The organism is Caulobacter radicis (genome assembly GCF_003094615.1).
In the GTDB taxonomy this organism is placed as follows: domain Bacteria; phylum Pseudomonadota; class Alphaproteobacteria; order Caulobacterales; family Caulobacteraceae; genus Caulobacter; species Caulobacter radicis.
On the sequence record NZ_QDKO01000015.1, the window covers coordinates 93,621 to 115,754 of the forward strand.

Sequence of the window (22,134 nt, forward strand, 5' to 3'; positions counted from 1 at the left end):
GCGCGTGCTTTAAGCCGCGTGGCCGCCCATGCGAGCGACGTTGCAGTGCGCCCAGAGCTTTTCCATCGCGCCGACCAGCTTGCGCATCATGTCGTCGGTGTGGAACGGGGTGGGCGTGAAGCGCAGGCGCTCGGTGCCGCGCGGCACGGTCGGATAGTTGATCGGCTGCACGTAGACGCCGTGGTCGGCCAGCAGCATGTCGCTGATCAGCTTGGTGTGGACCGGATCGCCGACCAGCACCGGAACGATGTGGCTGTCGTTCTCCATCACCGGCAGGCCGGCGTCCTGGAACATCTTCTTCAGGGTGGCGGCGCGCTCCTGGTGGGCGTCGCGCACTTCGGGGTGCTGCTTGAGCCACTTCACGCTGGCCAGGGCGCCGGCGGTCAGGGCCGGCGGCAGCGAGGTGGTGAAGATGAAACCCGAGGCCATCAGGCGCACGGCGTCGATCACCTCGGCGTCGCCGGTGATGTAGCCGCCCATGACGCCGAACGCCTTGCCCAGCGTGCCCTCGATGATGTCGATCTGGTCCATCACGCCATCGCGCTCGGCGACGCCGCCGCCACGCGGGCCGTACATGCCGACCGCGTGGACCTCGTCCAGATAGGTCATGGCGCCGTACTTCTTGGCCAGGGCGGCCGTGGCGCCGATGTCGGCGATGTCGCCGTCCATCGAATAGACGCTCTCGAACGCCACCAGCTTGGGCGCGTCGGCCGGGGCGGTCGCCAGCAGTTCCTCGAGGTGCGCCAGGTCGTTGTGGCGGAAGATGTGGCGCGGGCCGCCGCCGTTGCGGATGCCGGCGATCATCGAGGCGTGGTTCTGGGCGTCGGAGAAGATGATCAGGCCCGGCAGGATCTTCTGCAGGACGCTGAGCGTGGCTTCGTTGGAGACGTAGCCCGAGGTGAACAGCAGCGCGGCCTGCTTGCCGTGCAGGTCGGCGAGCTCAGCTTCCAGCTCAACGTGGTGGTGGTTGGTGCCCGAGATGTTGCGGGTGCCGCCCGAGCCCGAACCGTGGTCGTCGATCGCCTGGTGCATGGCGTCCAGCACGACGGGGTTCTGGCCCTGGCCGAGATAGTCGTTCGAGCACCAGACCACGACTTCGCTCTCGCCGCCGTCGGCGCGCGTCCAGGTGGCGCGCGGAAAAGCGCCGCGATGGCGCTTCAGGTCGGCGAAGACCCGATAGCGACCCTCGTCGCGGATCTGGGAGACAGCGGCGGTGAACGCGGCTTTGTAGTCCATGCTGGTCTCTACCCGTCGAACCGAAGCTCTACGGTCCTTTTCTTCTGGCACGGCTTTTCGCACCACGCAGGCATAGTGTCCACCTAAGGGCCTCTACCTACAAATTGGAATTGGGCGTGGTGTCGCATCGATTGGTTCTATAACCGCCGATCGCAACCCTGCCTTGTTCAAACCAGCTCCGCGATACGCCCGCGCAGCAGTTGCAGGACGGCGGAAAAGTCCTTGCCGCCGAAGCCGTTGGCGTCGAACAGCGCATACATCGCCTCGGCCTGCGCCCCCATCGGCGTGCTGGCGCCGGCGCGCGCGGCCGCCTCCTGGGCCAGCTTCAGGTCCTTCAGCATCATGGCCGTGGCGAATCCGCCCTCGTAGCCGCGATCGGCCGGCGTGCTGGGCCCCACCCCCGGAACCGGGCAGTAGGTCGACACCGACCAGCACTGGCCCGACGACTGGCTGGCGATCTCGAAGAAGCGGTCGGCGGCCAGGCCCAGCTTCTCGGCCAGGGCGAAGGCCTCGCAGGTTCCCAGCATCGAGACGCCCAGCAGCATGTTGTTGCATATCTTGGCCGCCTGCCCCGCCCCGTGGCCGCCGGCGTGGATCACCGCCCGCGCCATCGGCTTCAGCGCCGCCTCGACGGCGGCGAAATCGGCGTCGTCGCAGCCGACCATGAAGGCGAGGCTGCCAGCTTCAGCGGCCATGATGCCGCCCGACACCGGCGCGTCGGCGAAGCGGAACCCCGCCGTCCTCGCTTGCTGAGCAACCGCCCGGGCGCTGTCGACATCGATGGTCGAGCAGTCGATCAGCAGGGCCGATTTCGGCGCATTGGCCAGCACCTGCTCGCCATAGACCGAGCGCACGTGCGGACCGGCGGGAAGCATGGTGATGACGATCTCGGCGTCCTTTGCAGCCTCTGCCACCGAGGCGGCGGCGACGCAGCCCGCGCCGACCGCCTTTTCCAGCGCCTTGGCCGAAAGGTCGAAGGCCGCCACGGCGTGGCCGGCCCTGACCTGGTTGGCGGCCATGCCGCCGCCCATGTTGCCCAGGCCGATGAAGGCGATGCGGGTCATCGTTACGCTCCCTAAATGCGAACCGCGCCTACGTGGGCGCGGTCCTTGTGATTTGTATCTTCGAGGCCGTGCGTCCTTCGAGGCCCGCTACGCGGGCGCCTCAGGATGAGGAAATCAGAGCAATGACTTCCTCATCCTGAGGTGCGAGGCGCAGCCGAGCCTCGAAGGACGCAATGCCGCTACCGCGCCCCGGCCGGCTTGCGGAACTTGTAGATGAACTGGTCGGTCTTGCCGCGGATCGACGGGTCGAAGACCGAGACGTTGCGCTTGTCGGCGGCGTCGCGCAGCACGCGGCTTTCGCCCTCGAACACGAAGCCGGCGGCGGTGACCTCGGCCTTCACGGTCTCGGGGTCGATGCGGTGCAGCTTCTCGGCGTCGCGTAGGCCCGAGCCCGGCTGGGCCGAGTGGTCGAGCACCAGGTAGACACCGCCCGGCTTCAGCGACTGGAAGACCTTGCGGTTGACCACCGCCATGTCGGGCTTGCCCATCAGCGGGGTGTGCATGTCGTGGTAGTTCTGGGCGGTGAACACCAGGTCCAGCTTCTCGGGCGCGCCGAAGTTGGGCAGCAGGTTCAGGACCACCGAGACGTTCTTGTAGGCGGGGTCGGCGGCGATGGCGTTCACGGCCGGCTCGCGATTGGCCAGCTTGGTCAACTCGTCGGGCACATAGGCGTAGACGTGGCCGCGCGGGCCGACGGCCTTCGACAGGATGCGGGTGAAGTAGCCGGTGCCGGGAATCAGGTCGGCGACCTTGGCCCCGCTGCGCACGCCGGCGAAGGCCAGCACCTGGGCCGGCAGGCGGTCGGCGTCGCGCCTGGTGTCGACCTCGGGGCGCAGCGGATTGTCGACCGCGGCGATGATGTTGGCCGGAATGGAGACCGGGGCGTCGGCGGGCGGCGGAGGCGGCGGCTCGGCGGGCCCCATCGGAGTCGTGGCGCACGCGGTCACGGCGAGCGCGGCGACGAGGCTGAGAAGCGGCTTACGCATGGTCTTCCTTCCGGCGGACTTTCTTCTTTGGCTGGCGGCAAGCTAGCGAGGCCAAGCGACAGCTTCAATGCCGCTACGGCAGAACGCTGTCAGGCGTCCGCGAGAGGAGTCCACTCCTCCTCCGGCGGGAGGGGCGCGAAGATCGCCTGGATATCGGCGTCGTTCACGGCCTCGATGCTCGGCGGGTCCCAGCGGGGTGCGTTGTCCTTGTCGACGATCACCGCCCGCACGCCCTCGATGAAGTCGTGGCGGCGCACGACGCGCGAGCCTATCCGGTACTCCATGGCCATGTTGTCGGCGAAGTCGGTCATGGCCTCGCCGCGCTTCAGTTGCTCGAAGGCGACCTTCAGCGTCTGCGGCGACTTGGTCTTCAGCACCGCTAGCTGGGCCTTTCCCCAGTCACAGGAGTCGGCCTCCAGGAACTCGAAGATCTCTTCGACGCTGTCGCCGACGAACAGGCGGTTGAGGTCCTGCTCGAAGCCGACCAGCGGCGCCTTGCCGGCGTCGGCGCGGTACATGCGCAGGGTCTCGTCGATGCGGCGGTGGTCAGCCAGGATCGCCTTCTTCAACCCCTCGACCGCGCCGAACTCGACGAAGTGGGTGGCGATGCCAAGGCGCATGCAGTCCGAGCCCTTGATCCGCGCGCCGGTCAGGGCCAGCCAAAGCCCCGCCTTGCCCGGCAGCCGCGGCAGATACCAGCCGCCGCCAACGTCGGGGAACAGGCCGATGCCGGTTTCGGGCATGGCGAAGGTCGTGCGCTCGGTGGCGATCCGGTAGTGGGCCGGCATCGAGATGCCGACGCCCCCGCCCATGACCACGCCGTCCATGATCGCCACGACCGGCCGGTCGTAGTGGAACAGCAGATGGTTCAGCCGATACTCGGTGTGGAAGAACTTCCGCGCCTCGACGCCGTCGCCCGCCCCGCTTTCGGCCAGCATGCGGATGTCGCCGCCGGCGCAGAAGCCGCGCTCGCCCGAATGGTCGATCATCACCATGTCGATCTCGGGATCGGCCTGCCACGCCAGCAAGGTTTCGATCATCGTCTCGCACATGGACAGCGTCAGGGCGTGCAGCGCCTTGGGCCGGTTCAGGGTGATCCGGCCGACGTTCTTCTTGACGCTGACGAGGACTTCGCGGGCTTCGGTCATCTGGGTTCTCAGGCGAATTCGGGGTCTTCGACGGGCGCGCAGTCGAAGCGGTCGATCTGGCCGGCCAGCAGGCGGTAGACCGCGTCCTGCGGCACCTCCTGGGCCAGGGTGTCGGCGCGCGACAGGCCGGCATAGGCGCCGCGCAGCAGGCGGCCGGCGACCCCGTGGCTGACCACGATCAGCCGGCGCTCGGCTTCCGGGGCCTGGTCGGCCAGCCAGCCGGCGACGCGAGCGGTGACGTCCTCGAAGGTCTCGCCGCCCGGCGCCCGGAACGCCCACTCGTAGCTGGCGAACAGCTCGGGATTGTCACGGCGGATGTCCTCGCGCAGGCGGCCCGACCATTCGCCGACGCTGATTTCCAGCAGGCGATCGTCAAACGACAACGACAGGCCGGTGCGCTCGGCGATGGCCTCGGCGGTGTTGCGCGCGCGGCGCAGCGGACTGGCGACGATCCGCCAGTCGTCGGACGGCTCGCGCGCGATCAGGTCGGCCAGCAGCTCGCCCATGGCGCGGGCCTGGGCGCGGCCCAAGGCGGTCAGGTCCGACTCGGTCTGCCCCTGGAAGCGACCCTCGCGGTTGAACTGCGTCTGGCCGTGGCGGCAAAGATAGATCATGGGGCCCTGGAACTCCGCTTCGCTTGCGCGAGCGTCGTATAGACCAGGGCGGCGAAAAGACACGATAGCGCCGTCCCCGCCACCTCAAGCCAGTTGGGCAGATAGGTCCAGGCCGAAGGCTGGAACGGGATCAGGTTCGACGGCTGCTCCATGCCGGCCGACGCAGCCATCAGAACCTTCGCGGCGACCACCAGCAGGGTCGGCGTGGCCGCGACGAAGAAACCGAACGCGAGGCGGCCGCCGCCCCAGCGACGGTTCAGCCACCACCCAAGCGCCATCACCGGAACGCCGAACAACAAGGCCAGCACGAGCGCGTCCGCCAGGATGTCCGCGAACGGCGCGGACGCCGTCGCCGCGATCGTGTCGCCGTCCAGCCCCTGCCGGAACGGCGCGATGACCAGGGCCATTAGAACAATGCATCCGCCGTAGGTCCCCGCCGACGCCGCCAAGGCGGGCCAGGACCAAGCCGGCTCCCCGGCCCTCTTGCTCCCTGTCTCGGGAACGGCCGTCACTGCCGGAACATCTCGCGGGCGATGATGACGCGCATGATCTCGTTGGTGCCTTCCAGGATCTGGTGGACGCGCAGGTCGCGGACGATGCGCTCCAGCGGATAGTCCTGCAGGTAGCCGTAGCCGCCGTGCAGCTGCAAGGCGTCGTTGGCGACCTGGAAGCCGGCGTCGGTGGCGAAGCGCTTGGCCATGGCGCACAGCTTGGTGGCCTGCGGATCCCTGTTGTCGAGCGCATGGGCGGCGCGGCGCACCATCAGGCGGGCGGCCTCCAGCTCGGTGGCCATGTCGGCCAGCTTGAATTGCAGGGCCTGGAAGTCCTTCAGCGGCCGGCCGAACTGGTTGCGGGTCTCGAGGTACGCCTTGGCCGTGTCGAGCGCGAACTGCGCGCCGCCCAGCGAGCACGAGGCGATGTTCAGGCGCCCGCCATCCAGACCCATCATCGCGAAGCGGAAGCCCTCGCCCTCCCCGCCGATGCGGTTGGCGACCGGCACGCGGCAGTCGTCGAAATTGACCTGGGCGGTGGGCTGGGCGTTCCAGCCCATCTTGCGCTCGTTGGCGCCGAAGGAGAGGCCCGGCGTTCCCTTCTCGACCACGAAGGCCGAGACGCCCTTGGGACCGTCACCGCCGGTGCGGGCCATGACCACATAGACGTCCGACACGCCGCCGCCGGAGATGAAGGCCTTGCCGCCGTTCAGGACGTAGTGGTCGCCTTCAAGGCGGGCGGTGGTGCGCATGCCCGCCGCGTCCGAACCCGAGCCGGGCTCGGTCAGGCAGTAGCTGGCGATCAGCTCCATGGTGGTCAGGCGCGGCAGATAGCGCTGGCGCAAGCTCTCCGAGCCGAAGCGGTCGATCATCCACGAGGCCATGTTGTGGATGGTCAGGTAGGCCGCCACCGGCACGTCGCCGTAGCTGAGGGCCTCGAAGATGATCGAGGCGTCCAGGCGCGACAGCCCGCTGCCGCCGACGTCGTCATTGACGTAGATGCCCGCGAAACCCAGGCCCGCGGCCTCGCGCAGCACGTCGACGGGAAAGTGCTTGTGCTCGTCCCACTGGGCCGAATGCGGGGCAAGCCGTTCTGCGGCGAAGCCCGAGGCCATATCCTGAATGGCGCGTTGATCGTCGTTCAGCGCGAAATCCATGCGCCACTTCCTCCCATGCGGGGCATATCCGCCCTCACCTTCTTGACCGCTGACCTGCCCTGAGCAGCCAAGTGTGTCAATCATATCTCAGTTGGCGAATTTGAATGCGGCGCCGCAGCGAAAACGGGTGCGAAAGGTCGCACCTCCCTTGATCCGACACCTCGTCGGTATCAGATCACGCCCATCGGAGGCGTCGTCTCGGTTCCCATGTCTAAGTTCATTACCGCTCTGGCCGCGGTCGCGGCCCTGTTCACGTTCGTGTCCGCGCCGGCTCACGCCGAGAATCTTGGCGTGTGGCGCAACCCGAAGGACAACATCCGCCTGCACATCACCGACTGCGGTCCGAGCATGTGCGGTTGGGTCGTCTATGCCAGCCGCAAGGCCGAGGCCGACGCCAAGAAGAGCGGTTACGACACCCTGGTGGGCCAGCAGGTGCTGCGCGACTTCGCGCCCACCGGCAACGGAAACATGCGCGGCCGGGTTTTCGTTCCGACGCTGAAGGTGACCCTGAACGGGACCGCCGAGTTCATCGACGCCCGCACCATGCGCGCCAAGGGCTGCGTCCTGGGCGGCCTGTTCTGCAAGTCCCAGGTCTGGACCCGCGTCGACGGCGTGCAGCAGGTGCGCGCCAGCAAGACCGGCGAATAGCCCCTTAAGGGCCTTAACGCCTTGCCTCGACCGGCGTCGCGCGCGAAACCCTTCGCATGACCGTTCCGCCGCTCGCCCCCTACCCCGCCACGCGCCTGCGCCGCCTGCGCCAGGCCGACTGGACCCGCCGCCTCGTCCGCGAGACGGAAGTACGTCCGTCCGACCTGATCTGGTCGATGGTGGTGCACGAGGGCGAAGGAACCGTCCCGGTGGCCTCCATGCCCGGCGTCGAGCGCCTCAGCGTCAAGGAAGCCGCCAAGGCCGCCGTCCGCGCCCGCGACCTGGGCATCCCGGCCATCGCCATCTTCCCCCACATCGACCCGTCGCGGAAGGACGCGACCGGCTCGATCGCCGCCGATCCCGACGGGGTGATCCCCCGCGCCGTGAAGGCCATGAAGGACGCCGCCCCCGAGGTCGGCATCATGTGCGACGTAGCGCTGGACCCCTTCACCGACCACGGCCACGACGGCGTGGTCGAGGGCGGCAAGATCCTCAACGACGCCACCATCGAGCGGCTGATCGAACAGGGCCTGATGCAGGCCGCCGCCGGCGCCGACATCCTGGCGCCATCCGACATGATGGACGGCCGCATCGGCCGTCTGCGCGGCGCGCTGGAGGCCGACGGCTGGCAGGACACGATGATCATGTCCTACGCCGCCAAGTACGCCTCGGCCTTCTACGGCCCGTACCGCGACGCCATCGGCTCGGCGAAACTCTCGGCGGGCCAGGGCGACAAGAAGACCTACCAGATGGATCCCTCCAACATCGAGGAAGCCATCCGCGAGGTCGCCCTCGACATCGCCGAGGGCGCCGACATGGTCATGGTCAAGCCGGGCCTGCCGTATCTCGATATCCTGCGCCGACTGGTCGACGAGTTCCGCATGCCCACCTACGCCTTCCAGGTGTCGGGCGAGTACGCGATGATCAAGGCCGCCGGCGCCAATGGCTGGATCGACGAGGACCGCGCGATCCTTGAAAGCCTGGCCGCCTTCAAGCGCGCCGGCGCGGCCGGGATCATCACCTATTTCGCGCCCTGGGCGGCCGAGAAGCTGGGCTGAGATGGCCGCGCCGAGAACCGCCTTCGCACCAGGACGGTTCTACGGCGCGCCGACGATCGAGCGTCGGCTGCCCGGCGTGCGGCTGGCCCATCTGGCCGCCACCATGAGCGCCGAGCACGTCGACGAGCACAGCCACGACGACGCCCATTTCGTGCTGGCCACCCACGGCCGCTATGAAACCACGGCCTGGGGCCCGGAAACCGAGGGGCCGGTCCTCGTCTACAATCCGCCCGGCGTGGTCCATCGCGACCGGTTCGTCGAAGCCGGCGGCTATTTCCTGGCCGTCAGCTTCGCCGCCGGCGACTGGCGAACCCTGGCCGACGGCGGCGCGGCGATCGACGCCCTGCGACTGACCGGCCCCGTCGCCCGCCGCGCGGCGCTGCGCCTCACCCGTTCGCTGCTCTCGGCCTACGCCGAGCCGCTGTCGCTGGAAGGGCTGAGCCTCGAACTGGCCGCAGAGGCTCTGGCGCCGCCTCGCGACGGCGATCACCGGCCGCCCTGGCTGGACCTGGCCGAAAGCTATCTGGCCGACGCCTTCGACCAGCCGATCGGCGTCGCCGACCTCGCCCGCGCCGCCGGAGTGCATCCCGTGCATCTAGCCCGCGGCTATCGCCGCTGGCTGGGCGCCGCGCCGGGCGAGCGGTTGCGCGCGCGGAGGCTCGAACGCGCCGCCGACCTGCTGATGCGAGGCCGCCTGCCGATCGGCGAGATCGCCCTGGCGGCGGGCTTCTGCGATCAGAGCCACCTCAACAGGCAGTTCCGCCAGGCCTATGGCGTGACACCCGGGGAGTTCGCACGCCTTTGCAGCCCCCGCGCCGCCAGACGGCCCGATGTTTCAGGCGTCCAAGACGCGGCCGCGACCACGCCCTAGCTTGACTGCGTAAGCCGTCGGAGTCGCCTGTCGTGAAACGCTTCCTGTTCGCCGCCGCCCTGGCCCTGGCGCCGCTGTCGACCGCCTCGGCCGCTCCCGACACCCCTACCACCACTCCCACTGCCGAAGGACTGTCGGCCTCCAAGCTCGAGGCCATGTCGGTCGCCATCAAGGCCGGCCAGTTCCAGAAGATCACCAGCGTGCTGGTCGCCCGCCACGGCAAGCTGGTGTTCGAGGCCTACTACGACGACGGCAAGCCCGACGGCGGCGCGGAAGCGCGACGCAACACCCGCTCGGTGACCAAGACCGTCACCGCCATGCTGGCCGGCGCGGCGATCGATCGCGGCGCGATCCCTGGCGTCGACGCGCCGATCAAGCCCTACCTGAAAAGCCGTCCGCCCGCCGCCGCGCCCGATCCGCGCAAGGACAAGGTCACGGTCAAGGACCTGATGACCATGAGCTCCATCGCCGAATGCGACGACGACAACCAGTTCTCGCGTGGCAACGAAGAGCGGATGTACCTGATCGAGGACTGGGTCGGCTTCTATCTCGACCTGCCGGTGCGCGGCTTTCCCGAATGGGTGCAGAAGCCCGCCGACGCGCCTTACGGCCGCAGCTTCTCCTACTGCACGGCGGGGGTGACGACGCTGGGGGCGGTGGTCCAGGGCGCAGTCGGCAAGCCCCTGCCCGTCTTCGCCCGCGAGGCGCTGTTTGGTCCGCTGGGCATCGAAGGCGAGCGCTGGCAGGTCTCGCCGCTGGGCCTGGCGCAGGGCGGCGGCGGGCTTGGCCTGCGCAGTCGCGACCTGCTGAAGCTGGGTCAGCTCTATCTCGACGGCGGCAAGTGGAACGGTCGGCAGGTGCTGCCTGCGTCCTTCGTCCAGGCCGCCACCTCACCGCACGCCAACGCGCGGCCCGACACCGACTACGGCTACCTGATCTGGCTGCAGACCTTGGGCGGCCACAAGGTCTGGGCGATGAGCGGCACGGGCGGCAACAAGGTAGCCATCGTGCCCGACCTTGGAATCGTCGCGGTGGTCACCACGGTGAACTTCGACGTCCGCCAGCCGCACGCCATCACCGAGCGCCTGCTGACCGAGCACATCCTGGCGGCCGTCGAGCCCTGAGGGTCCCGAATCCGCTAGTCTGGCGGGCATGAGCAAGGTCCTCGACATCGTCACCGCCGTCATCCGCGACCAGGACGGCCGCATGCTGCTGGTGCGCAAGCGCGGCACGGCGATTTTCATGAAGCCGGGCGGCAAGCGCGACGGCGGCGAGGACGACCTGACGGTCCTGGCCCGCGAGCTCGACGAGGAACTGGGTTGCCGGCTGGTCTCGGCGACCTTGCTGGGCCGGTTCCGCGCCCCCGCCGCCAACGAGGCGGGGTACACGGTGCAGTCGGCGACCTACCTCGCCGTAGTCGAGGGCGGCATCGCCGCCCAGGCCGAGATCGAGGAACTGGCCTGGATCGACCCGGCCTTCCCGCCGGCAGGCATGGCCCTGGCCCCGCTGCTGAAGGACGAGGTCATTCCCGCACTACTGGCTCTGGCCTGACAATCTGCAACCCGTGCTATAGGGCGCGGATGACGACGATCTACATCGACGCCGACGCCTGCCCCGTGAAGGACGAGACCTACAAGGTCGCGGCCCGCAACGGCCTGAAGACCTATGTCGTCTCCAACAGCTGGATCCGCGTCCCCGCCACCCCCGCCATCGAGCAGATCGTGGTCGACGCCGGCCCCGACGTGGCCGACGACTGGATCGCCGAGCGCGCCGGTCCCGGCGACGTGGTGGTGACCAACGACATTCCCCTGGCCGACCGCGTGCTGAAGGCCGGCGGCCAGGCGATCGCGCCCAACGGCCGGGTGTTCACGAGCGACATGATCGGCTCGGCCCTGGCCAGCCGCTCCATCGGCGAGCACCTGCGCTCGATGGGCGAGGTCACCAGCGGCCCCAAGGCCTTCGGCCCTCAGGACCGCAGCAAGTTCCTCCAGGCGCTCGACCAGGCCGTGGTCAAGGCAAGGCGCGTGGTCGTCCGATGATCGAGATCACCTCCTGGCTGCGCATCGACGAGGACGAGCTGGTCGAGAAGGCCGCCCGCGCCTCGGGCCCCGGCGGCCAGCACGTCAACAAGACCTCGACGGCGATCGAGCTGCGCTTCGACGTCGCCAACTCCCCGTCCCTGACCGACGATATCAAGGCCCGCCTCACCGCGCTGGGCGGCAGCCGCATGACCCAGGACGGCGTGCTGGTGCTGTTCGCCCAAGGCCATCGCTCGCAGGAGCTGAACCGCCAGGACGCCCGCGAGCGGCTGGTCGAGCTGATCCGCCGCGCCACCGAAAAGCCCAAGCCCCGCCGCCCGACCAAGCCGACCTACTCCAGCAAGCTCAAGCGGCTTGAGACGAAGACGAAGCGGTCGGGCGTGAAGTCGATGCGCGGCCGCGTCCGTCACGACGACTGACCGCGCGCAGCGTCTAGTCGGGCTGGACGACGCCTACGCCCAAGCGGGCCCCGTCGGCCTGTTGCTCGACCACAAAGACGCCCTCGCCCTGGTTCAACTGGGTGAGCTGACCGGCGACGATGGTTCCGAAAAGATTGGCCAGAACGATGTCGGCCGAGCCCTGGCCGCCATCCTGGACCATCGCCTCCCAGTGCATCATCCGATAGGTGGAACCAGAGGCCTGCACGGCGAAGCCCGTGCCGCCATCGGCGTAAGACTGGATGTGCTCGGCGACCTGTCTGACGTTCATGTTGTGAAGCTCTCCTCGCGCGGCCCTAGCAACCGCAGGGCGCCACCTTAAGGCGCAAGCCCCTTAACCGGAGATTGCGCCCTGGATGTTGTCGAGGCTTCTTCAGGCCAGACGCGGAATCGGCGGCCCGAACGAGAGGATTTCGTCCTTCCAGTCGGGTTCGGGGATCAGGCCGCCCAGCATCTTCTTCAGATAGAAGGCCAGGGCCGACTGCTCGTCCGCGCTCAGTTCGGAGCAGGCTTCCTGGTGCAGCGGCGTCAGCTCGTCGCGGATCCGTTGCAGCAACGCCGCCCCGGCGTCCGTGAGACGCACGACCACCTTGCGGCGATCATTCGGCGCCCCGCCGCGTTCGACCAGGCCGTCGCGGATCAGGCCGTCGATCGACCGGGTAAGGGTCGTGCGGTCGGCCGCCGAAAGCTTGGAAAGCCGCGTCATCGAACACTCGCCGAACCGGGCCAGCGACAGCATCGCCACCCACTTCGGAAACGACAGACCGTGACGCGCAACATGGTCGGCGGCCATCGCCCGCCGATGTTGCTCGGTCTGGTACATCAAATAGCTCAAATAGCTGGGCAGGGGCATGGATTGCCCCTCCCTCAAGTCATGCTCAGGCATGGTGTCCCCCCGCGCCGTGCGCCTTGATCTCACAACCTCTGCTGTCGCGCAATCGCCACGAGGCCCCTAGCCCGCATAGCGTTCACCATGTCGCGAAACGCCTGTCTCGTCCGCACGTTCCGCAGGCGAGAAAGACCCCTCACGCGCGAATATCAGCGGCGGGGCGGAGACGGCGCGGCGGGAGGGGCCGGCGGCGCCGGCGGGGCGGGCATGCCGCGCATGACGGTGATCCGCTTGACCCGGCCTGTGCAGCTCTTCAGCGACAGGCCCGGCGGCAGGCGAGCCTCGCCGCAGGCCTCGTCCAGCTGGTCCTGGGTCAGGCCGCGCGCGCCGCTGAGGTCGACGCCCTGGAAGCGCACGGCCGTGAAGTCCGCACCCTTGAAATCGGCGCCGGCGAAGCTGCCGCCGCGCAGGTGCGAAGCCGTCAGCGAGGCGTTGCGGAACTGGGCGCGGTCGAAGCGGCCGCCGCTGAGGTTGGAGCCGTTGATCTCGGCGTTCGAGAAGTCGGCGCCGCGGGCGTTCACGGACGACAGGTTCGAACCGTTCAGCTCGGCATTGGCCAGCCGGGCGTCGATCATCGTGGCGGCTTCCATGTTGGCGCCATGCATCTCCGACGAGGTCATGTCGGCGCGCGACAGGTTGGCGTTCTGGAAGTTGGCGCCGGCCGATTCCACGCCCGACAGGCGGGCGCCGTTGAAGTTGGCACCCTGGAAATTGGCGGCGCGCATCTCGGCGCCGCGCAGGTCGGCGCGGGTCAGGTCGGCCGCCGCGAAATTGGAGCCGTAGAACACCGCGCCGCGCAGGTCGGCGCCGATCAGGTTGGCCCTGGCGAAGTTGGCGCCATTGAACTTGGCGCCGGTCATCTTGCGGCCGGCCAGATCGCAGCTGACGCACACCCCGCCCAGAGACACCAGGCGCGCCACGTCCTTGTCCTCGATCGAGGCCTTGGCCTGGGCCTGGCCGGCCAGGGTCGTCAGACCCATGACCAGGGCGGCGGCGAGTGTCATGCCCATGCGGGCCATCGGCGGTCTCCGTTCGGTCGATAAGCGACCTTGCTTGGTAACGGTTTGAGCCCCGCACCGCCGCTAGACCACTTAAATCGCGGTAATGACGGGGATTCGGGATCCCCGTCGCCCGCCAAACGCTTGTTGGCCTTAGCCTTCCAGCGCCCGCCGCGTCAAACCGCCACGCCCTCCCCGGCTAGTAGAAAGTCACGTCGTCGAGCTCGAACCACAGCTTGGCGCCGGCCGGGCGCTCGCCCTCGACGCCGACCTGCAGCAGGTCGGTCCCGGTGAAGGCGGTCTTCTCCCGCCCCGCCGGCTTGAACCCCGAGAACGGCAGCTCGATGGTCTTCCATTGCGGGCCCGCTTCGACCTTGGTCGTCCAGCGGCCGGTGGCGCCCACCAGGCTGACGACATAGGCGCCGCCATCGCCGCGCACGGCGAGCTTGAGACCCTTGAAGGCCGTGGCGTCGGTCGGAACCACCGAGCCCCGGGTCAGGGGCAGCAGGACGCCGGCCGAGGCGTCGTCCTTGCTGGCCATGCGCGCGCCGACGCTCAGGATCTTGCCGCCGCCCTCCCGCTCGATGATCTGCGACACCTCCAGGCTGCGGTCGCGACCGCCGTCGAAATCGTCCAGGCGCAGCGTGTCGAGGCTGGTGCGGCCGTCGGCGCGCTCGAAGTCGTCGACCAGGGCCTGGGCCTTCACCGCCGGCGGAGCGATACGGTCGTTGGCGGCCGAGCGCTTGGCGCCCGGGCCGTAGGATAGCTTGCCGTCGATGAAGACGCGCTCGACCTTGCGGACGTCGGAGATGGTCTCCCACGGCTTGCCGGACACCAGCACGAAGTCGGCCCGCTTGCCGGCCTCCAGCGTGCCGCGGTCGGCCAGCTGGTTCATGGCCCTGGCGCTGCCGGCGGTGCCGATGGTCAGGGCCTGGCTCGGCGTCAGGCCGGCCTGCACCAGCAGCTCCAGCTCGCGCAGGGTCGAGGAGCCGTGCGGCGTGCCGGTCATGCCCGCATCCGTGCCCAGGGCCAGCGGCACGCCGGCGTCGAACAGCGCCTTGGTGTTGGACAGGGCGTAGCCGAACTTCAGGCGGCTCTGGCGCGCGCGCGGGCTGTCGGGATCGGCCGGCGGCTTGGCGCCGGGCTTCACCGGCTCATAGACCGCCAGGGTCGGGGCGTAGAACAGGCCCGAGGCCTTGATGGAAGCAATCGTGCCGGCATCCAGCGGCTCGTCTTGAAGGCTGTGAGCGATGACGTCGACACCGCTGCTCGCCGCCACCTTGCCCTGCTCGACCGTCACCGTGTGGGTCAGCACCTTCAGGCCGTACTTGTGGGCCGTCTCGGTCAGCGCCTTCAGGGTCCAGGCGTCCATGGTGGTGTTGTCGGGCGCGCTGCCATAGCGCCAGCCGTCGGTGAAGGCCTTGATGGCGTCGGGTTTGTAAGCGGCGATCGCCTCGACGGCGGCGCGGGCGCCTTCCGGCGTGTCGACCCAGCGGGTGGTGGCCTGGTCGGCCCAGTCGGCGCCGTGGCCGCCCGGCGTACTGATGCGGGCGACGAAATTGACGTGCGGCGCGGTCAGGGTCCCCAGCCACGCCCGGCGCGGCGCGAAGCTCTCGGGCTGCTGGTGGAAGTCGTTCACCGAGGTGACGCCGGCGGCCACATAGGCGTCGGCGATCTTGGGCGTGACGTCGGGAACGCCGTTGGGCGTCCAGTGGGTGTGGACGTCGAACAGGCCGGGGATCAGCGCCTCGCCCCTGGCGTCGACGATCGTCGCCCCCTTGGGCGCCTTCACCTTCGGGCCGACCGCCAGGATCCGCCCATTGTCGACCACCAGCGTCCCGCGATACGGCGCCGCGCCCGTGGCGTCGAAGATCTCGGCGTTGACCACCGCCAGCGGCTGGGCGGCCGCCAAGGACGTGGAAAGCGCGGCGGCGCAGAGGCCGCCGAGCAGGATGCGGGCGCGGGTCATGAGCGGTCGTCCTCGTTCGAAACGGGCGCTTTCAGACGCGCCCGTTCCTCATGACGAACCAGGCGCGCAAAACCAGCAGTCCTCCCCGCCGATCGGCATGCCGGGCGGCAAGGTTTCCACCGCCCCGGCGCGCGGAGCCGCCAGCGCCTTGCGATCGCCGGAGGTCAGCAGGCGCGAGATGCGGGCGGCCTGGTCGGCTTCCGCCCCCTGCCCCTTCCAGCCGGCCAGGGCCTTGGCGTAGCGCAGCAGGGCCGCGTCGATCTGGGCGGCGGCGGTGGGCGACAGGGTCTTGTCGTCGAGCACGGCGACAAGATCGCCGACCAGGCGCGCACGCACCCGACGGCGCAGCTCGCCTGTGCGCCCCTCGGCCTGCGCACCGCCGGGCGCCACGGCGGCCAGGAGGGCGTCGACCGTCTCGGTGACGTCCAGCTGCCGCGCATCGCGGCGCTTCTGCTCGACCAGGCGATTCAGGCGCGCAGGTGTCAGCAGCAGCGACAGCGGCAGGTCGGCGGCGGTCTCGGCGGCCGTCGGCAGGTCGAAGACCGACGCGCCCGAGGTCGGGAAGATCTCGATGGCGTAGGCCTTGTCGCGCGAGCCGGACATGCCCGACGACAGCAGCGACAACAGCGGATCGGGCAGGTCCAGCGCCGCCGGGTCCAGCGTGCGGACCAGGGCCGCCAGGGCGCGGCGCTGGTCAGGGGCCGGCGTGGCTGGCGAGACCTCGCGACCATCGCCGACCACCGCATAGCCGTAGTCGACCCCGCCGACGAACTTCACCGCCGCTTCGACCTGGTAGCGATGGAAGAGATAGATCGGCACGAGCGCCCGACGCAGGTCGGCGGCCGGCGAACCGGCCGGCACGCTGCCCAGGCCGAAGCGCGACAGGGCGATACGACGCACGGCCATGACGTTGTCGAGCTCGACCACCGGATCGGCGCCGTTGTCCCACAGCGCGCCATAGGGCTGGGCCGAGGCCGCGCCCCGGGCGTCGGCGTCCGAGACATAGCGATAGCCCTTGGCCTGGGCGTCGCGGGCCAGCCTGTCGAGGCGCGCGGCCTCGTCGCTTCCCGGCGCGCCTTCCGAGTAGAGCCAGTCGATGGCGAAGGCGTCCCAGGCCCCCACGCCCTTGGCGTAGGCGTCCGACAGGTCCAGGCGGTCGCCGTCGATCTTCACCAGCGGCGCGGGGTAGTCCATCACCGAGGCGCGGCCGTAGACGCTGCCGGCGAAATTGTGCGACAGGCCGATGGCGTGGCCGATCTCGTGGGCGGAAAGCTGGCGGATGCGATTCAGCGCGATCTGGATCGGATCATCCTGACCGCCCTTCCCAGTCTTGTCCGCGCCCAGCAGCCCCTCGAAGATCATCCGATCCTGGCGGATGCGCAGCGAGCCCAGCTGGACCACGCCGCGCACGATCTCGCCGGTGCGGGGGTCGACCACCGTCGTGCCGGTGGACCAGCCGCGCGTCTGGCGGTGGATCCAGTTGACGACATTGTAGCGCGCGTCCATCGGGTCGACGCCCTCGGGCAGCGGCTCCACGCGGAAGGCGTCGATATAGCCGGCGGCCTCGAAGGCCTGGTTCCACCAGCGGCCGCCCTCGACCAGGGCGCCGCGCACCGGCTCGGGCGCGCCACGGTCGACGTAGAAGATGATCGGCTTCTTGACCGGCGATTTCGCCGCTGTCGGGTCGGTCTTCTCCAGCCGGAAGCGGCGCACCAGGCGCTGAACGGTCGGCTGGTCGAGACCGACGGCGTAGTCGGCGAACAGGACCTGGGCCGAGGTGCCGGTGCGCGGATCGAAGGCGCGCGGCGTGAAGCCCGGTCCCGGCAGGCGAATGAAGCTGTGATGGACGCCGAAGGTCACCGCCCGGGCGTCGGGAACGATGCCCGAGACCTCGCCGCCCGGATCGTCGGCGGTGAAGGTCTGGCGGGTCTCGAACTCGAGGTTGTCGGGGAACACGCCGACATGGCCAAGATCGACATAGCTGAGCGTCGGCGCGGCCTTGAAGCCGCCCTGTTTGGCGTCCTTCAGCGAGCCGGTGATGTTGAAGGCGTCGCGCAGCAGGAAACCGGCCAGGTCGACGGTGAAGCCGCCGTCGGGCGTCTCGCCGGCCACCTCGCCCGACCAGACCACCGAGCCGGGGAAGCTGTCGCGCACCGTGCGCTGCTCCTCGACCGTGCCGCCGAGGGCGCGGAAGCCGAAGTTCTCGAACTCGGCCAGCACGCGCTTGCCGACGCGGCGGAAGACCAGCACCTGGGTGTCGCCCGTGGCGGCGCGGTCGAGCCCGACCGGCGTGGCGCCGAGACCGCCGCTGAGGCTGGGCTGATAGAGGAAGCGGCCGGAGATCCCGTCGGCGTCCGGCGCCGGCAGGGTGACCAGCACCGCGCCCTTGGCCGCGTCGGTCTTGACGGGCAGCAGGCTGGCCGTGGTCGCGGGCGCGGCGGCGGCCGGAGCCGTGGCGGCGATCGTGGGGCCTGCGGACAGCGCCACGGCGGCCAATGCGCTCGCCATCGCCAGGGCGCGCAGCGACGCGCCGCTGAAGTCCGATTTCTTCATCTGCCCCTCCGATTCCCGCTCTAGTCGCGGCGGGCGACGGTTTCGCCCCGGGCCGGCGCAGGCAAGCCTCTTTTTGCTGGAACGGGCTTCAGCGGATCTCGCGGGCCAAGGCGCGGGCGACCAGTTCGCCGGCCTGCCTGCAACGGTCCAGGGACGGGCGCCGGTTTTCGATCGGACGCGGCTCGGCCCTCAGGCGATCGGGCTGCGGCTGGGCGGAAAGCTGGATCATGAGCTGGCCGTGTCGAAAGCGCGCGCCTCGGCCTCGAACTCGGCCAGGGCCGCCTCGGCGGCGTCGGCCATCCGGCCCCAGCCGAGAAGAACGGCGTCGAGATCCGCCGCCACGGCCTCGGGCGCGGCAAGCCCCGCCTCCAGGTCGTCGATCACCGCGTTCCAGTCGCCGCGCAGGCCCCGTACGCCGGCAACGGTCGCGGCCAATCCGGCCGCCGGAGCGACGATGTCGTGCAGGGCGATCTCACGGCGGCTGCGCGGCGCGGGACTGAACGCCCACTGCTGCGCCGGCAGACCCGTCTTCTCCCACAGGCGCAGCGGCGCGCCGGCCTGCACCTCGGCGACGTCGAGCGCGTGCCCTGGAAAGGCGATGTTCTCCAACGTCGCGCCCTGGCGCGGCGGCGCGCGGAAGAGATCGGCGCCGGTGGGCAGGCCGTCCTGCCCGCCCACCCGAGGCGGCGGCCCCTCGCTGATCAGCGGGAAACCGAAGGGCGTCGAGGCGTTGGCCAGCGTCCAAAGCTTGTCGTCGGCGGTTATGTGCAGGCGCAGCGCCGGATCGGCGGCCGAGCGCAGGCGATGGGCGTCGGCGGCCTGGTCGAACTGCAGTCGCCAGAACTGGCGAGCGGCGCCGCCCTTGACCGGCTCCAGGCGCGCCACGCCGTCATCGTCGTAGGACAGGCACAGCTCCGGCGCCTCGCGCAGCGAGATCCGCACCGCGGGGTCACGCTCGAAGGCGGCGAAAGCCGCGGCGAAGGCGCCGGCCCGAGTGGCGAAACCGCGCATCGCCGCGGCCAGGGCGGTGGCGCGGTCTGCGCGCATGCGAACCTGAAGTCGCAGCGCGTCCAGCGCCGAGCCGCGATCTCCGGCCAGCAATTGCCGATAAAGAGACGGCGCGATGTCGCGGCCATAGGAGACTAGGTCGCGGGCGAAGGCGGCCATGCCGAGCTGGAGATCCAGCCCCTGCCCTTCCAGCACGGCGTCGAGATCGGTCCAGGCGGCCAGCAGACGCTGGGCTTCGGCGCACAGTTCGCCCGCCTCGACCGCGCGGCCGCCGCGACGGGGCTCAAGGGCCGAGCCGACGACCTCGCCCAGGAAGTCGACGATGTCGCGACGCTGGCGCGCAGCGCGCAATGCAGTGCGGGTTTCGGCGGCGACACGGCCAAGCGCGGCGACGTCGCGCCAATCGGCCAAGCCAAGATCGAACAGGTTTCCGGTTTGGGCGGAACGGCCGCTGGCGTCGCCGGCGAAGAGCAGAAGCCCGTTCATCGCCAGCCCCGCGGCTCAAGCCGTCGGTCCTCGATGCTTCGCAACGCCGCTACTCCACCCTGGGGTCGGCGATGGGCCGCTCGCGAGCGTCACGAGCGGCCCCCGCCCCGCATGCGAAGAGCCCCCCAAGACTTCCTCGCGCGCCAATGGCCTGGGAAACCCGGAGCCATCATGGCGCGACGGCTCCGGGTCCCTGATCGTTGGACGTCCGCTCTGGAGGCTTTGCGGCCCGGCCGTCCTTGATCTGCGACAGAATGTCCCAAGCCCTACAGCCCCGCTGTGCAATTTTTCACAGGGGGTGCAGCGAGGCCCTAGCGGCGGGAAAGATTGAAGATCGAGACCGGCGGGAAGCTCTTGCGAGGCGTCGTTCGGCCAACGTAGCCGAAGCGGTACTGGTCGGCATGGCGCGTGGCCAGCATGCCGGCCATGGCCTCGCTGACATAGGCCGCGCCCGGGGCCACGTCCGGCTCGATGCGGGCGGCGACGACCACGTGGGCGCCGACAACGGCCTGGGCGCCGGTGATCGGGTTCACCCGCAGGTGCACCGGCCCGTAGTGCCCGCCGATGCGTAGCGCGAGATGGCGCGGCAGCCCTCGCGCCCGCAGGTTCAGGCGGCGGTGGGCCTCCAGCAGTACGAGCGCGGCCTCGGCGGCGTCCGACGGCCGGTCGAAGACGAGGAACACGCCGTCGCCCCAGGTCTCGACGTGCTCGGGCGGCGCGGCGAGGCCGGCGATGGCCTCGGCCATGCCCGCCATGACGACCTCGAAGAAGGCCGGCACCTGGGCGTCGTGCAGGGCGCCGAAGCCGCGCACGTCGATGAACAGCATCGCCTTGACCCCGCGCTCGCCGGGCTCGGTCGACGCAACGACGGCCGGCGCATCGGGCGCGGGCCGCTCGAAAGGCAGGATCGCCTGGGGCCGTCCGGTCTCGCGCCAATAGGCGACGTCGGCGCCGGCCCCTGCAGGTCCCGTCGACTCGCGCCCGTCCCACACGGCCACCTGCACCGCGCGGGCCGACAGGCCCTCGGCCCGCAGGATCGCGCAGCCGATCGCAAAACGGCTGGCATAGGCGAAGACCTCGTCGTCGCCGGCATAAGGATCGCGGGCGGCGAACCGCACCGAAGCGGCCCTGGCCAGGCAGGCCTCGAACCGACCGACCCAGTGCTCTCCGAACGGCCGCACCGAGGTCTCGAGATAGGAGGCCAGGCCCAGCGGCGCGACGACGTGCAGCTCCGCCCCCGCCGCCAGCAGGGTCTCGGCCCAGAGGATGTCGGCGCCGGCGGCCAGGCCGCCGTAGCCGAAGCCGATCCTCTGCGCCCTGACGAGATCGGCCATCCTGGCCTTGAGGGCGGCTTCGTCCTCAAAGGCGCGGGCGGCGAACATGTGGCCGGTGAAATGAGCCGTCGCGGGCGGGCGCAGGATCTCCAGCCAGGCGGTCGGCGCGCCGATCTCGGCGGCGATCATCGACAGCTGGCGCAGGGTCGAGGCATGGGCCGACAGGCTGGCCGGCGCGCCGGCGACGGCGGCGGCCAGCATCTCGGCGGCCTCTTCACGCCGCCCCAGGAGGAACAGCGCCTCGGCGCGGCTGGCGCGATCGAAATAGCCGGCTTCGCCGGCTTGCGGCGCGGCGCCGGCGGCGTCGAGAGCGGCCGCCGCCAATTCGGCGGTCCGCGCGGCGTCCCCGGCCAGCAGGCTCATGGTGGCGGCGTTGACGAGGCCATAGCGCCCCCCGCCGTTGACGGCCGTGGCGACATAGGCGCGAGCCGAGGCGCGGGCGAAGGCCCGTCGGCGCTGGCCAGCGGCCGCCAGGGCCACGTCCTTCAGCAGGCGCGCGCCCAGCGACAGGGCTTCGGGATCGTCGGAATTGGCAAGGCCCAGGCGCACGAACTCGGCGCGGGCGAAGTCGGCGGCGCCGGCGCGGGCCAGCGAAAGCACGGCCGCGTGGGCCAGAATCAGCGAGCGTTCGCCCTCGTCGAGAGCCCGCCGCGCCAGATCGTAGGCGGAAAGATGCTCGCCGCGCCGAAGCAGCGCGGCGAGCTCGTCGAAAGACGCTTCGGCGCTCAGCTTAGCGGCCGGTGCCGTTTTCGATCAGCGGATCCAGGTCGATCGCCTGGCCCAGGGCGTCATGCATGAACAGGCTGTAGACGAAGATGCCCATGCGCTTGCATTCGTAGACGACCTTGAACTGGGCGTACGGAACCGGCTCTTCCGCACCCGGAGGCGTGTAGTTGGTCCAGTAGTAGCTGGAGAAGTTCTGGCCCCAGTCGTTCTCGAACGAGATCGGGGTCGGCTGGAAGCCCCAGCCCTTCGAGAGCAGGTCGTCGCTGAGACGGAACTGCAGCACGCAGCGCTGCTGCAGGTCGAGGTCCAGCGGCTCCGGCGGATTCGGGGCCAGGTCCATGAAGCTGAGGTTGCCATCGAAGCCGACGATGATGTCGACGACCAGATCCGGCTCCGGGTTGGCGCCATTGTGGCTGAGCATA

The 22,134-nt window shown here is 69.9% G+C and carries 22 protein-coding genes and 1 pseudogene; 7 read left to right on the forward strand and 16 right to left on the reverse strand.

The annotated features are described in order from the left end of the window. Nucleotides 1-9: 9 nt before the first annotated feature. The 7 genes and pseudogenes from hemA to DDF62_RS09180 form a co-directional block, all read right to left on the reverse strand. Nucleotides 10-1,236: a 5-aminolevulinate synthase gene (gene hemA / locus DDF62_RS09150; RefSeq protein ID WP_116488829.1), complete on the reverse strand. Its 1,227-nt coding sequence runs from the start codon at nucleotides 1,234-1,236 to the stop codon at nucleotides 10-12. 167 nt (nucleotides 1,237-1,403) lie between these two features. After that, nucleotides 1,404-2,306: pseudogene (gene mmsB, locus DDF62_RS09155) on the reverse strand (3-hydroxyisobutyrate dehydrogenase); the annotation flags it as partial. Between the two features lie 173 nt (nucleotides 2,307-2,479). Then, nucleotides 2,480-3,286 (reverse strand): class I SAM-dependent methyltransferase, encoded by an 807-nt coding sequence (locus DDF62_RS09160; protein WP_116488831.1) that lies wholly within the window; start codon nucleotides 3,284-3,286, stop codon nucleotides 2,480-2,482. 89 nt (nucleotides 3,287-3,375) lie between these two features. Continuing rightward, nucleotides 3,376-4,434 (reverse strand): enoyl-CoA hydratase/isomerase family protein, encoded by a 1,059-nt coding sequence (locus DDF62_RS09165; protein WP_116488832.1) that lies wholly within the window; start codon nucleotides 4,432-4,434, stop codon nucleotides 3,376-3,378. Between the two features lie 8 nt (nucleotides 4,435-4,442). After that, the gene (locus tag DDF62_RS09170; protein WP_116488833.1) at nucleotides 4,443-5,048 is read right to left on the reverse strand and encodes a histidine phosphatase family protein; all 606 of its coding nucleotides are present in this window, start codon (nucleotides 5,046-5,048) and stop codon (nucleotides 4,443-4,445) included. Beyond that, nucleotides 5,045-5,455, reverse strand: a complete 411-nt coding sequence (locus DDF62_RS09175) for a hypothetical protein (protein WP_133244905.1) — start codon at nucleotides 5,453-5,455, stop codon at nucleotides 5,045-5,047. Before DDF62_RS09175 ends, DDF62_RS09170 begins: the two co-directional genes overlap by 4 nt. A gap of 101 nt (nucleotides 5,456-5,556) precedes the next feature. Continuing rightward, nucleotides 5,557-6,696, reverse strand: a complete 1,140-nt coding sequence (locus DDF62_RS09180) for an isobutyryl-CoA dehydrogenase (RefSeq protein WP_116488835.1) — start codon at nucleotides 6,694-6,696, stop codon at nucleotides 5,557-5,559. Nucleotides 6,697-6,903: 207 nt separating this feature from the next. On the opposite strand from DDF62_RS09180, the gene DDF62_RS09185 reads away from it, so the two are divergent. The 7 genes from DDF62_RS09185 to arfB are packed head-to-tail and all read left to right on the forward strand — an operon-like array spanning nucleotide 6,904 to nucleotide 11,731. Further along, a complete protein-coding gene (locus DDF62_RS09185; RefSeq protein WP_116488836.1) occupies nucleotides 6,904-7,344 on the forward strand; it encodes a DUF2147 domain-containing protein in 441 nt (146 codons plus the stop codon). Between the two features lie 56 nt (nucleotides 7,345-7,400). Beyond that, on the forward strand, nucleotides 7,401-8,402 hold the full coding sequence (gene hemB, locus DDF62_RS09190; protein ID WP_116488837.1) for a porphobilinogen synthase: 1,002 nt from the start codon (nucleotides 7,401-7,403) through the stop codon (nucleotides 8,400-8,402). 1 nt (nucleotide 8,403) lies between these two features. Next, the gene (locus tag DDF62_RS09195; RefSeq protein ID WP_116488838.1) at nucleotides 8,404-9,273 is read left to right on the forward strand and encodes a helix-turn-helix transcriptional regulator; all 870 of its coding nucleotides are present in this window, start codon (nucleotides 8,404-8,406) and stop codon (nucleotides 9,271-9,273) included. A gap of 32 nt (nucleotides 9,274-9,305) precedes the next feature. Then, nucleotides 9,306-10,397, forward strand: a complete 1,092-nt coding sequence (locus DDF62_RS09200) for a serine hydrolase domain-containing protein (protein WP_116488839.1) — start codon at nucleotides 9,306-9,308, stop codon at nucleotides 10,395-10,397. Nucleotides 10,398-10,425: 28 nt separating this feature from the next. Beyond that, nucleotides 10,426-10,824: an NUDIX hydrolase gene (locus DDF62_RS09205; RefSeq protein ID WP_116488840.1), complete on the forward strand. Its 399-nt coding sequence runs from the start codon at nucleotides 10,426-10,428 to the stop codon at nucleotides 10,822-10,824. Nucleotides 10,825-10,853: 29 nt separating this feature from the next. Then, entirely contained in the window at nucleotides 10,854-11,312 is a 459-nt protein-coding gene (locus tag DDF62_RS09210) for a YaiI/YqxD family protein (protein ID WP_116488841.1), read from the forward strand. Continuing rightward, nucleotides 11,309-11,731 (forward strand): alternative ribosome rescue aminoacyl-tRNA hydrolase ArfB, encoded by a 423-nt coding sequence (gene arfB / locus DDF62_RS09215; protein ID WP_116488842.1) that lies wholly within the window; start codon nucleotides 11,309-11,311, stop codon nucleotides 11,729-11,731. The genes DDF62_RS09210 and arfB overlap by 4 nt, the downstream gene beginning before the upstream one ends. Nucleotides 11,732-11,744: 13 nt before the next feature. Here the strand turns inward: arfB and DDF62_RS09220 are convergent, their stop codons facing one another. The 9 genes from DDF62_RS09220 to DDF62_RS09255 all read right to left on the reverse strand — a co-directional run bounded on the left by DDF62_RS09220 (nucleotide 11,745) and on the right by DDF62_RS09255 (nucleotide 22,133). After that, the gene (locus tag DDF62_RS09220) at nucleotides 11,745-12,020 is read right to left on the reverse strand and encodes a hypothetical protein (RefSeq protein WP_116488843.1); all 276 of its coding nucleotides are present in this window, start codon (nucleotides 12,018-12,020) and stop codon (nucleotides 11,745-11,747) included. Between the two features lie 102 nt (nucleotides 12,021-12,122). Then, nucleotides 12,123-12,602, reverse strand: a complete 480-nt coding sequence (locus DDF62_RS09225) for a MarR family winged helix-turn-helix transcriptional regulator (protein WP_244286773.1) — start codon at nucleotides 12,600-12,602, stop codon at nucleotides 12,123-12,125. Between the two features lie 185 nt (nucleotides 12,603-12,787). Then, nucleotides 12,788-13,648: a pentapeptide repeat-containing protein gene (locus tag DDF62_RS09230; RefSeq protein ID WP_341871564.1), complete on the reverse strand. Its 861-nt coding sequence runs from the start codon at nucleotides 13,646-13,648 to the stop codon at nucleotides 12,788-12,790. A 187-nt stretch (nucleotides 13,649-13,835) separates the two neighbouring features. After that, the gene (locus tag DDF62_RS09235) at nucleotides 13,836-15,605 is read right to left on the reverse strand and encodes a CIA30 family protein (protein WP_116488846.1); all 1,770 of its coding nucleotides are present in this window, start codon (nucleotides 15,603-15,605) and stop codon (nucleotides 13,836-13,838) included. Between the two features lie 48 nt (nucleotides 15,606-15,653). After that, complete coding sequence (locus DDF62_RS09240; RefSeq protein WP_116488847.1) at nucleotides 15,654-18,158, reverse strand: zinc-dependent metalloprotease; 2,505 nt, start codon at nucleotides 18,156-18,158, stop codon at nucleotides 15,654-15,656. A gap of 88 nt (nucleotides 18,159-18,246) precedes the next feature. After that, complete coding sequence (locus DDF62_RS25565) at nucleotides 18,247-18,387, reverse strand: hypothetical protein (protein ID WP_165832216.1); 141 nt, start codon at nucleotides 18,385-18,387, stop codon at nucleotides 18,247-18,249. Continuing rightward, complete coding sequence (locus DDF62_RS09245) at nucleotides 18,384-19,652, reverse strand: RICIN domain-containing protein (protein WP_116488848.1); 1,269 nt, start codon at nucleotides 19,650-19,652, stop codon at nucleotides 18,384-18,386. The genes DDF62_RS25565 and DDF62_RS09245 overlap by 4 nt, the downstream gene beginning before the upstream one ends. 311 nt (nucleotides 19,653-19,963) lie before the next feature. Then, nucleotides 19,964-21,586, reverse strand: a complete 1,623-nt coding sequence (locus DDF62_RS09250; protein WP_244286774.1) for an adenylate/guanylate cyclase domain-containing protein — start codon at nucleotides 21,584-21,586, stop codon at nucleotides 19,964-19,966. A 130-nt stretch (nucleotides 21,587-21,716) separates the two neighbouring features. Next, entirely contained in the window at nucleotides 21,717-22,133 is a 417-nt protein-coding gene (locus tag DDF62_RS09255) for a hypothetical protein (RefSeq protein WP_101719683.1), read from the reverse strand. Between the last annotated feature and the right edge of the window lies 1 nt (nucleotide 22,134).

Excerpts from the sequence above, each read along its gene's own strand:
- DDF62_RS09165 (WP_116488832.1), bottom strand. The coding sequence starts at position 4,434 with ATGACCGAAGCCCGCGAAGTCCTCGTCAGCGTCAAGAAGAACGTCGGC.
- DDF62_RS09175 (WP_133244905.1), bottom strand. The coding sequence starts at position 5,455 with ATGGCCCTGGTCATCGCGCCGTTCCGGCAGGGGCTGGACGGCGACACG.
- DDF62_RS09170 (WP_116488833.1), bottom strand. The coding sequence starts at position 5,048 with ATGATCTATCTTTGCCGCCACGGCCAGACGCAGTTCAACCGCGAGGGT.
- DDF62_RS09245 (WP_116488848.1), bottom strand. The coding sequence starts at position 19,652 with ATGAACGGGCTTCTGCTCTTCGCCGGCGACGCCAGCGGCCGTTCCGCC.
- DDF62_RS09205 (WP_116488840.1), top strand. The coding sequence starts at position 10,426 with ATGAGCAAGGTCCTCGACATCGTCACCGCCGTCATCCGCGACCAGGAC.
- hemA (WP_116488829.1), bottom strand. The coding sequence starts at position 1,236 with ATGGACTACAAAGCCGCGTTCACCGCCGCTGTCTCCCAGATCCGCGAC.
- DDF62_RS09240 (WP_116488847.1), bottom strand. The coding sequence starts at position 18,158 with ATGAAGAAATCGGACTTCAGCGGCGCGTCGCTGCGCGCCCTGGCGATG.
- DDF62_RS09195 (WP_116488838.1), top strand. The coding sequence starts at position 8,404 with ATGGCCGCGCCGAGAACCGCCTTCGCACCAGGACGGTTCTACGGCGCG.
- DDF62_RS09220 (WP_116488843.1), bottom strand. The coding sequence starts at position 12,020 with ATGAACGTCAGACAGGTCGCCGAGCACATCCAGTCTTACGCCGATGGC.
- hemB (WP_116488837.1), top strand. The coding sequence starts at position 7,401 with ATGACCGTTCCGCCGCTCGCCCCCTACCCCGCCACGCGCCTGCGCCGC.
- DDF62_RS09235 (WP_116488846.1), bottom strand. The coding sequence starts at position 15,605 with ATGACCCGCGCCCGCATCCTGCTCGGCGGCCTCTGCGCCGCCGCGCTT.
- DDF62_RS09185 (WP_116488836.1), top strand. The coding sequence starts at position 6,904 with ATGTCTAAGTTCATTACCGCTCTGGCCGCGGTCGCGGCCCTGTTCACG.
- DDF62_RS09180 (WP_116488835.1), bottom strand. The coding sequence starts at position 6,696 with ATGGATTTCGCGCTGAACGACGATCAACGCGCCATTCAGGATATGGCC.
- arfB (WP_116488842.1), top strand. The coding sequence starts at position 11,309 with ATGATCGAGATCACCTCCTGGCTGCGCATCGACGAGGACGAGCTGGTC.
- DDF62_RS09230 (WP_341871564.1), bottom strand. The coding sequence starts at position 13,648 with ATGGGCATGACACTCGCCGCCGCCCTGGTCATGGGTCTGACGACCCTG.
- DDF62_RS09255 (WP_101719683.1), bottom strand. The coding sequence starts at position 22,133 with ATGCTCAGCCACAATGGCGCCAACCCGGAGCCGGATCTGGTCGTCGAC.
- DDF62_RS09225 (WP_244286773.1), bottom strand. The coding sequence starts at position 12,602 with ATGCCCCTGCCCAGCTATTTGAGCTATTTGATGTACCAGACCGAGCAA.
- DDF62_RS25565 (WP_165832216.1), bottom strand. The coding sequence starts at position 18,387 with ATGATCCAGCTTTCCGCCCAGCCGCAGCCCGATCGCCTGAGGGCCGAG.
- DDF62_RS09160 (WP_116488831.1), bottom strand. The coding sequence starts at position 3,286 with ATGCGTAAGCCGCTTCTCAGCCTCGTCGCCGCGCTCGCCGTGACCGCG.
- DDF62_RS09210 (WP_116488841.1), top strand. The coding sequence starts at position 10,854 with ATGACGACGATCTACATCGACGCCGACGCCTGCCCCGTGAAGGACGAG.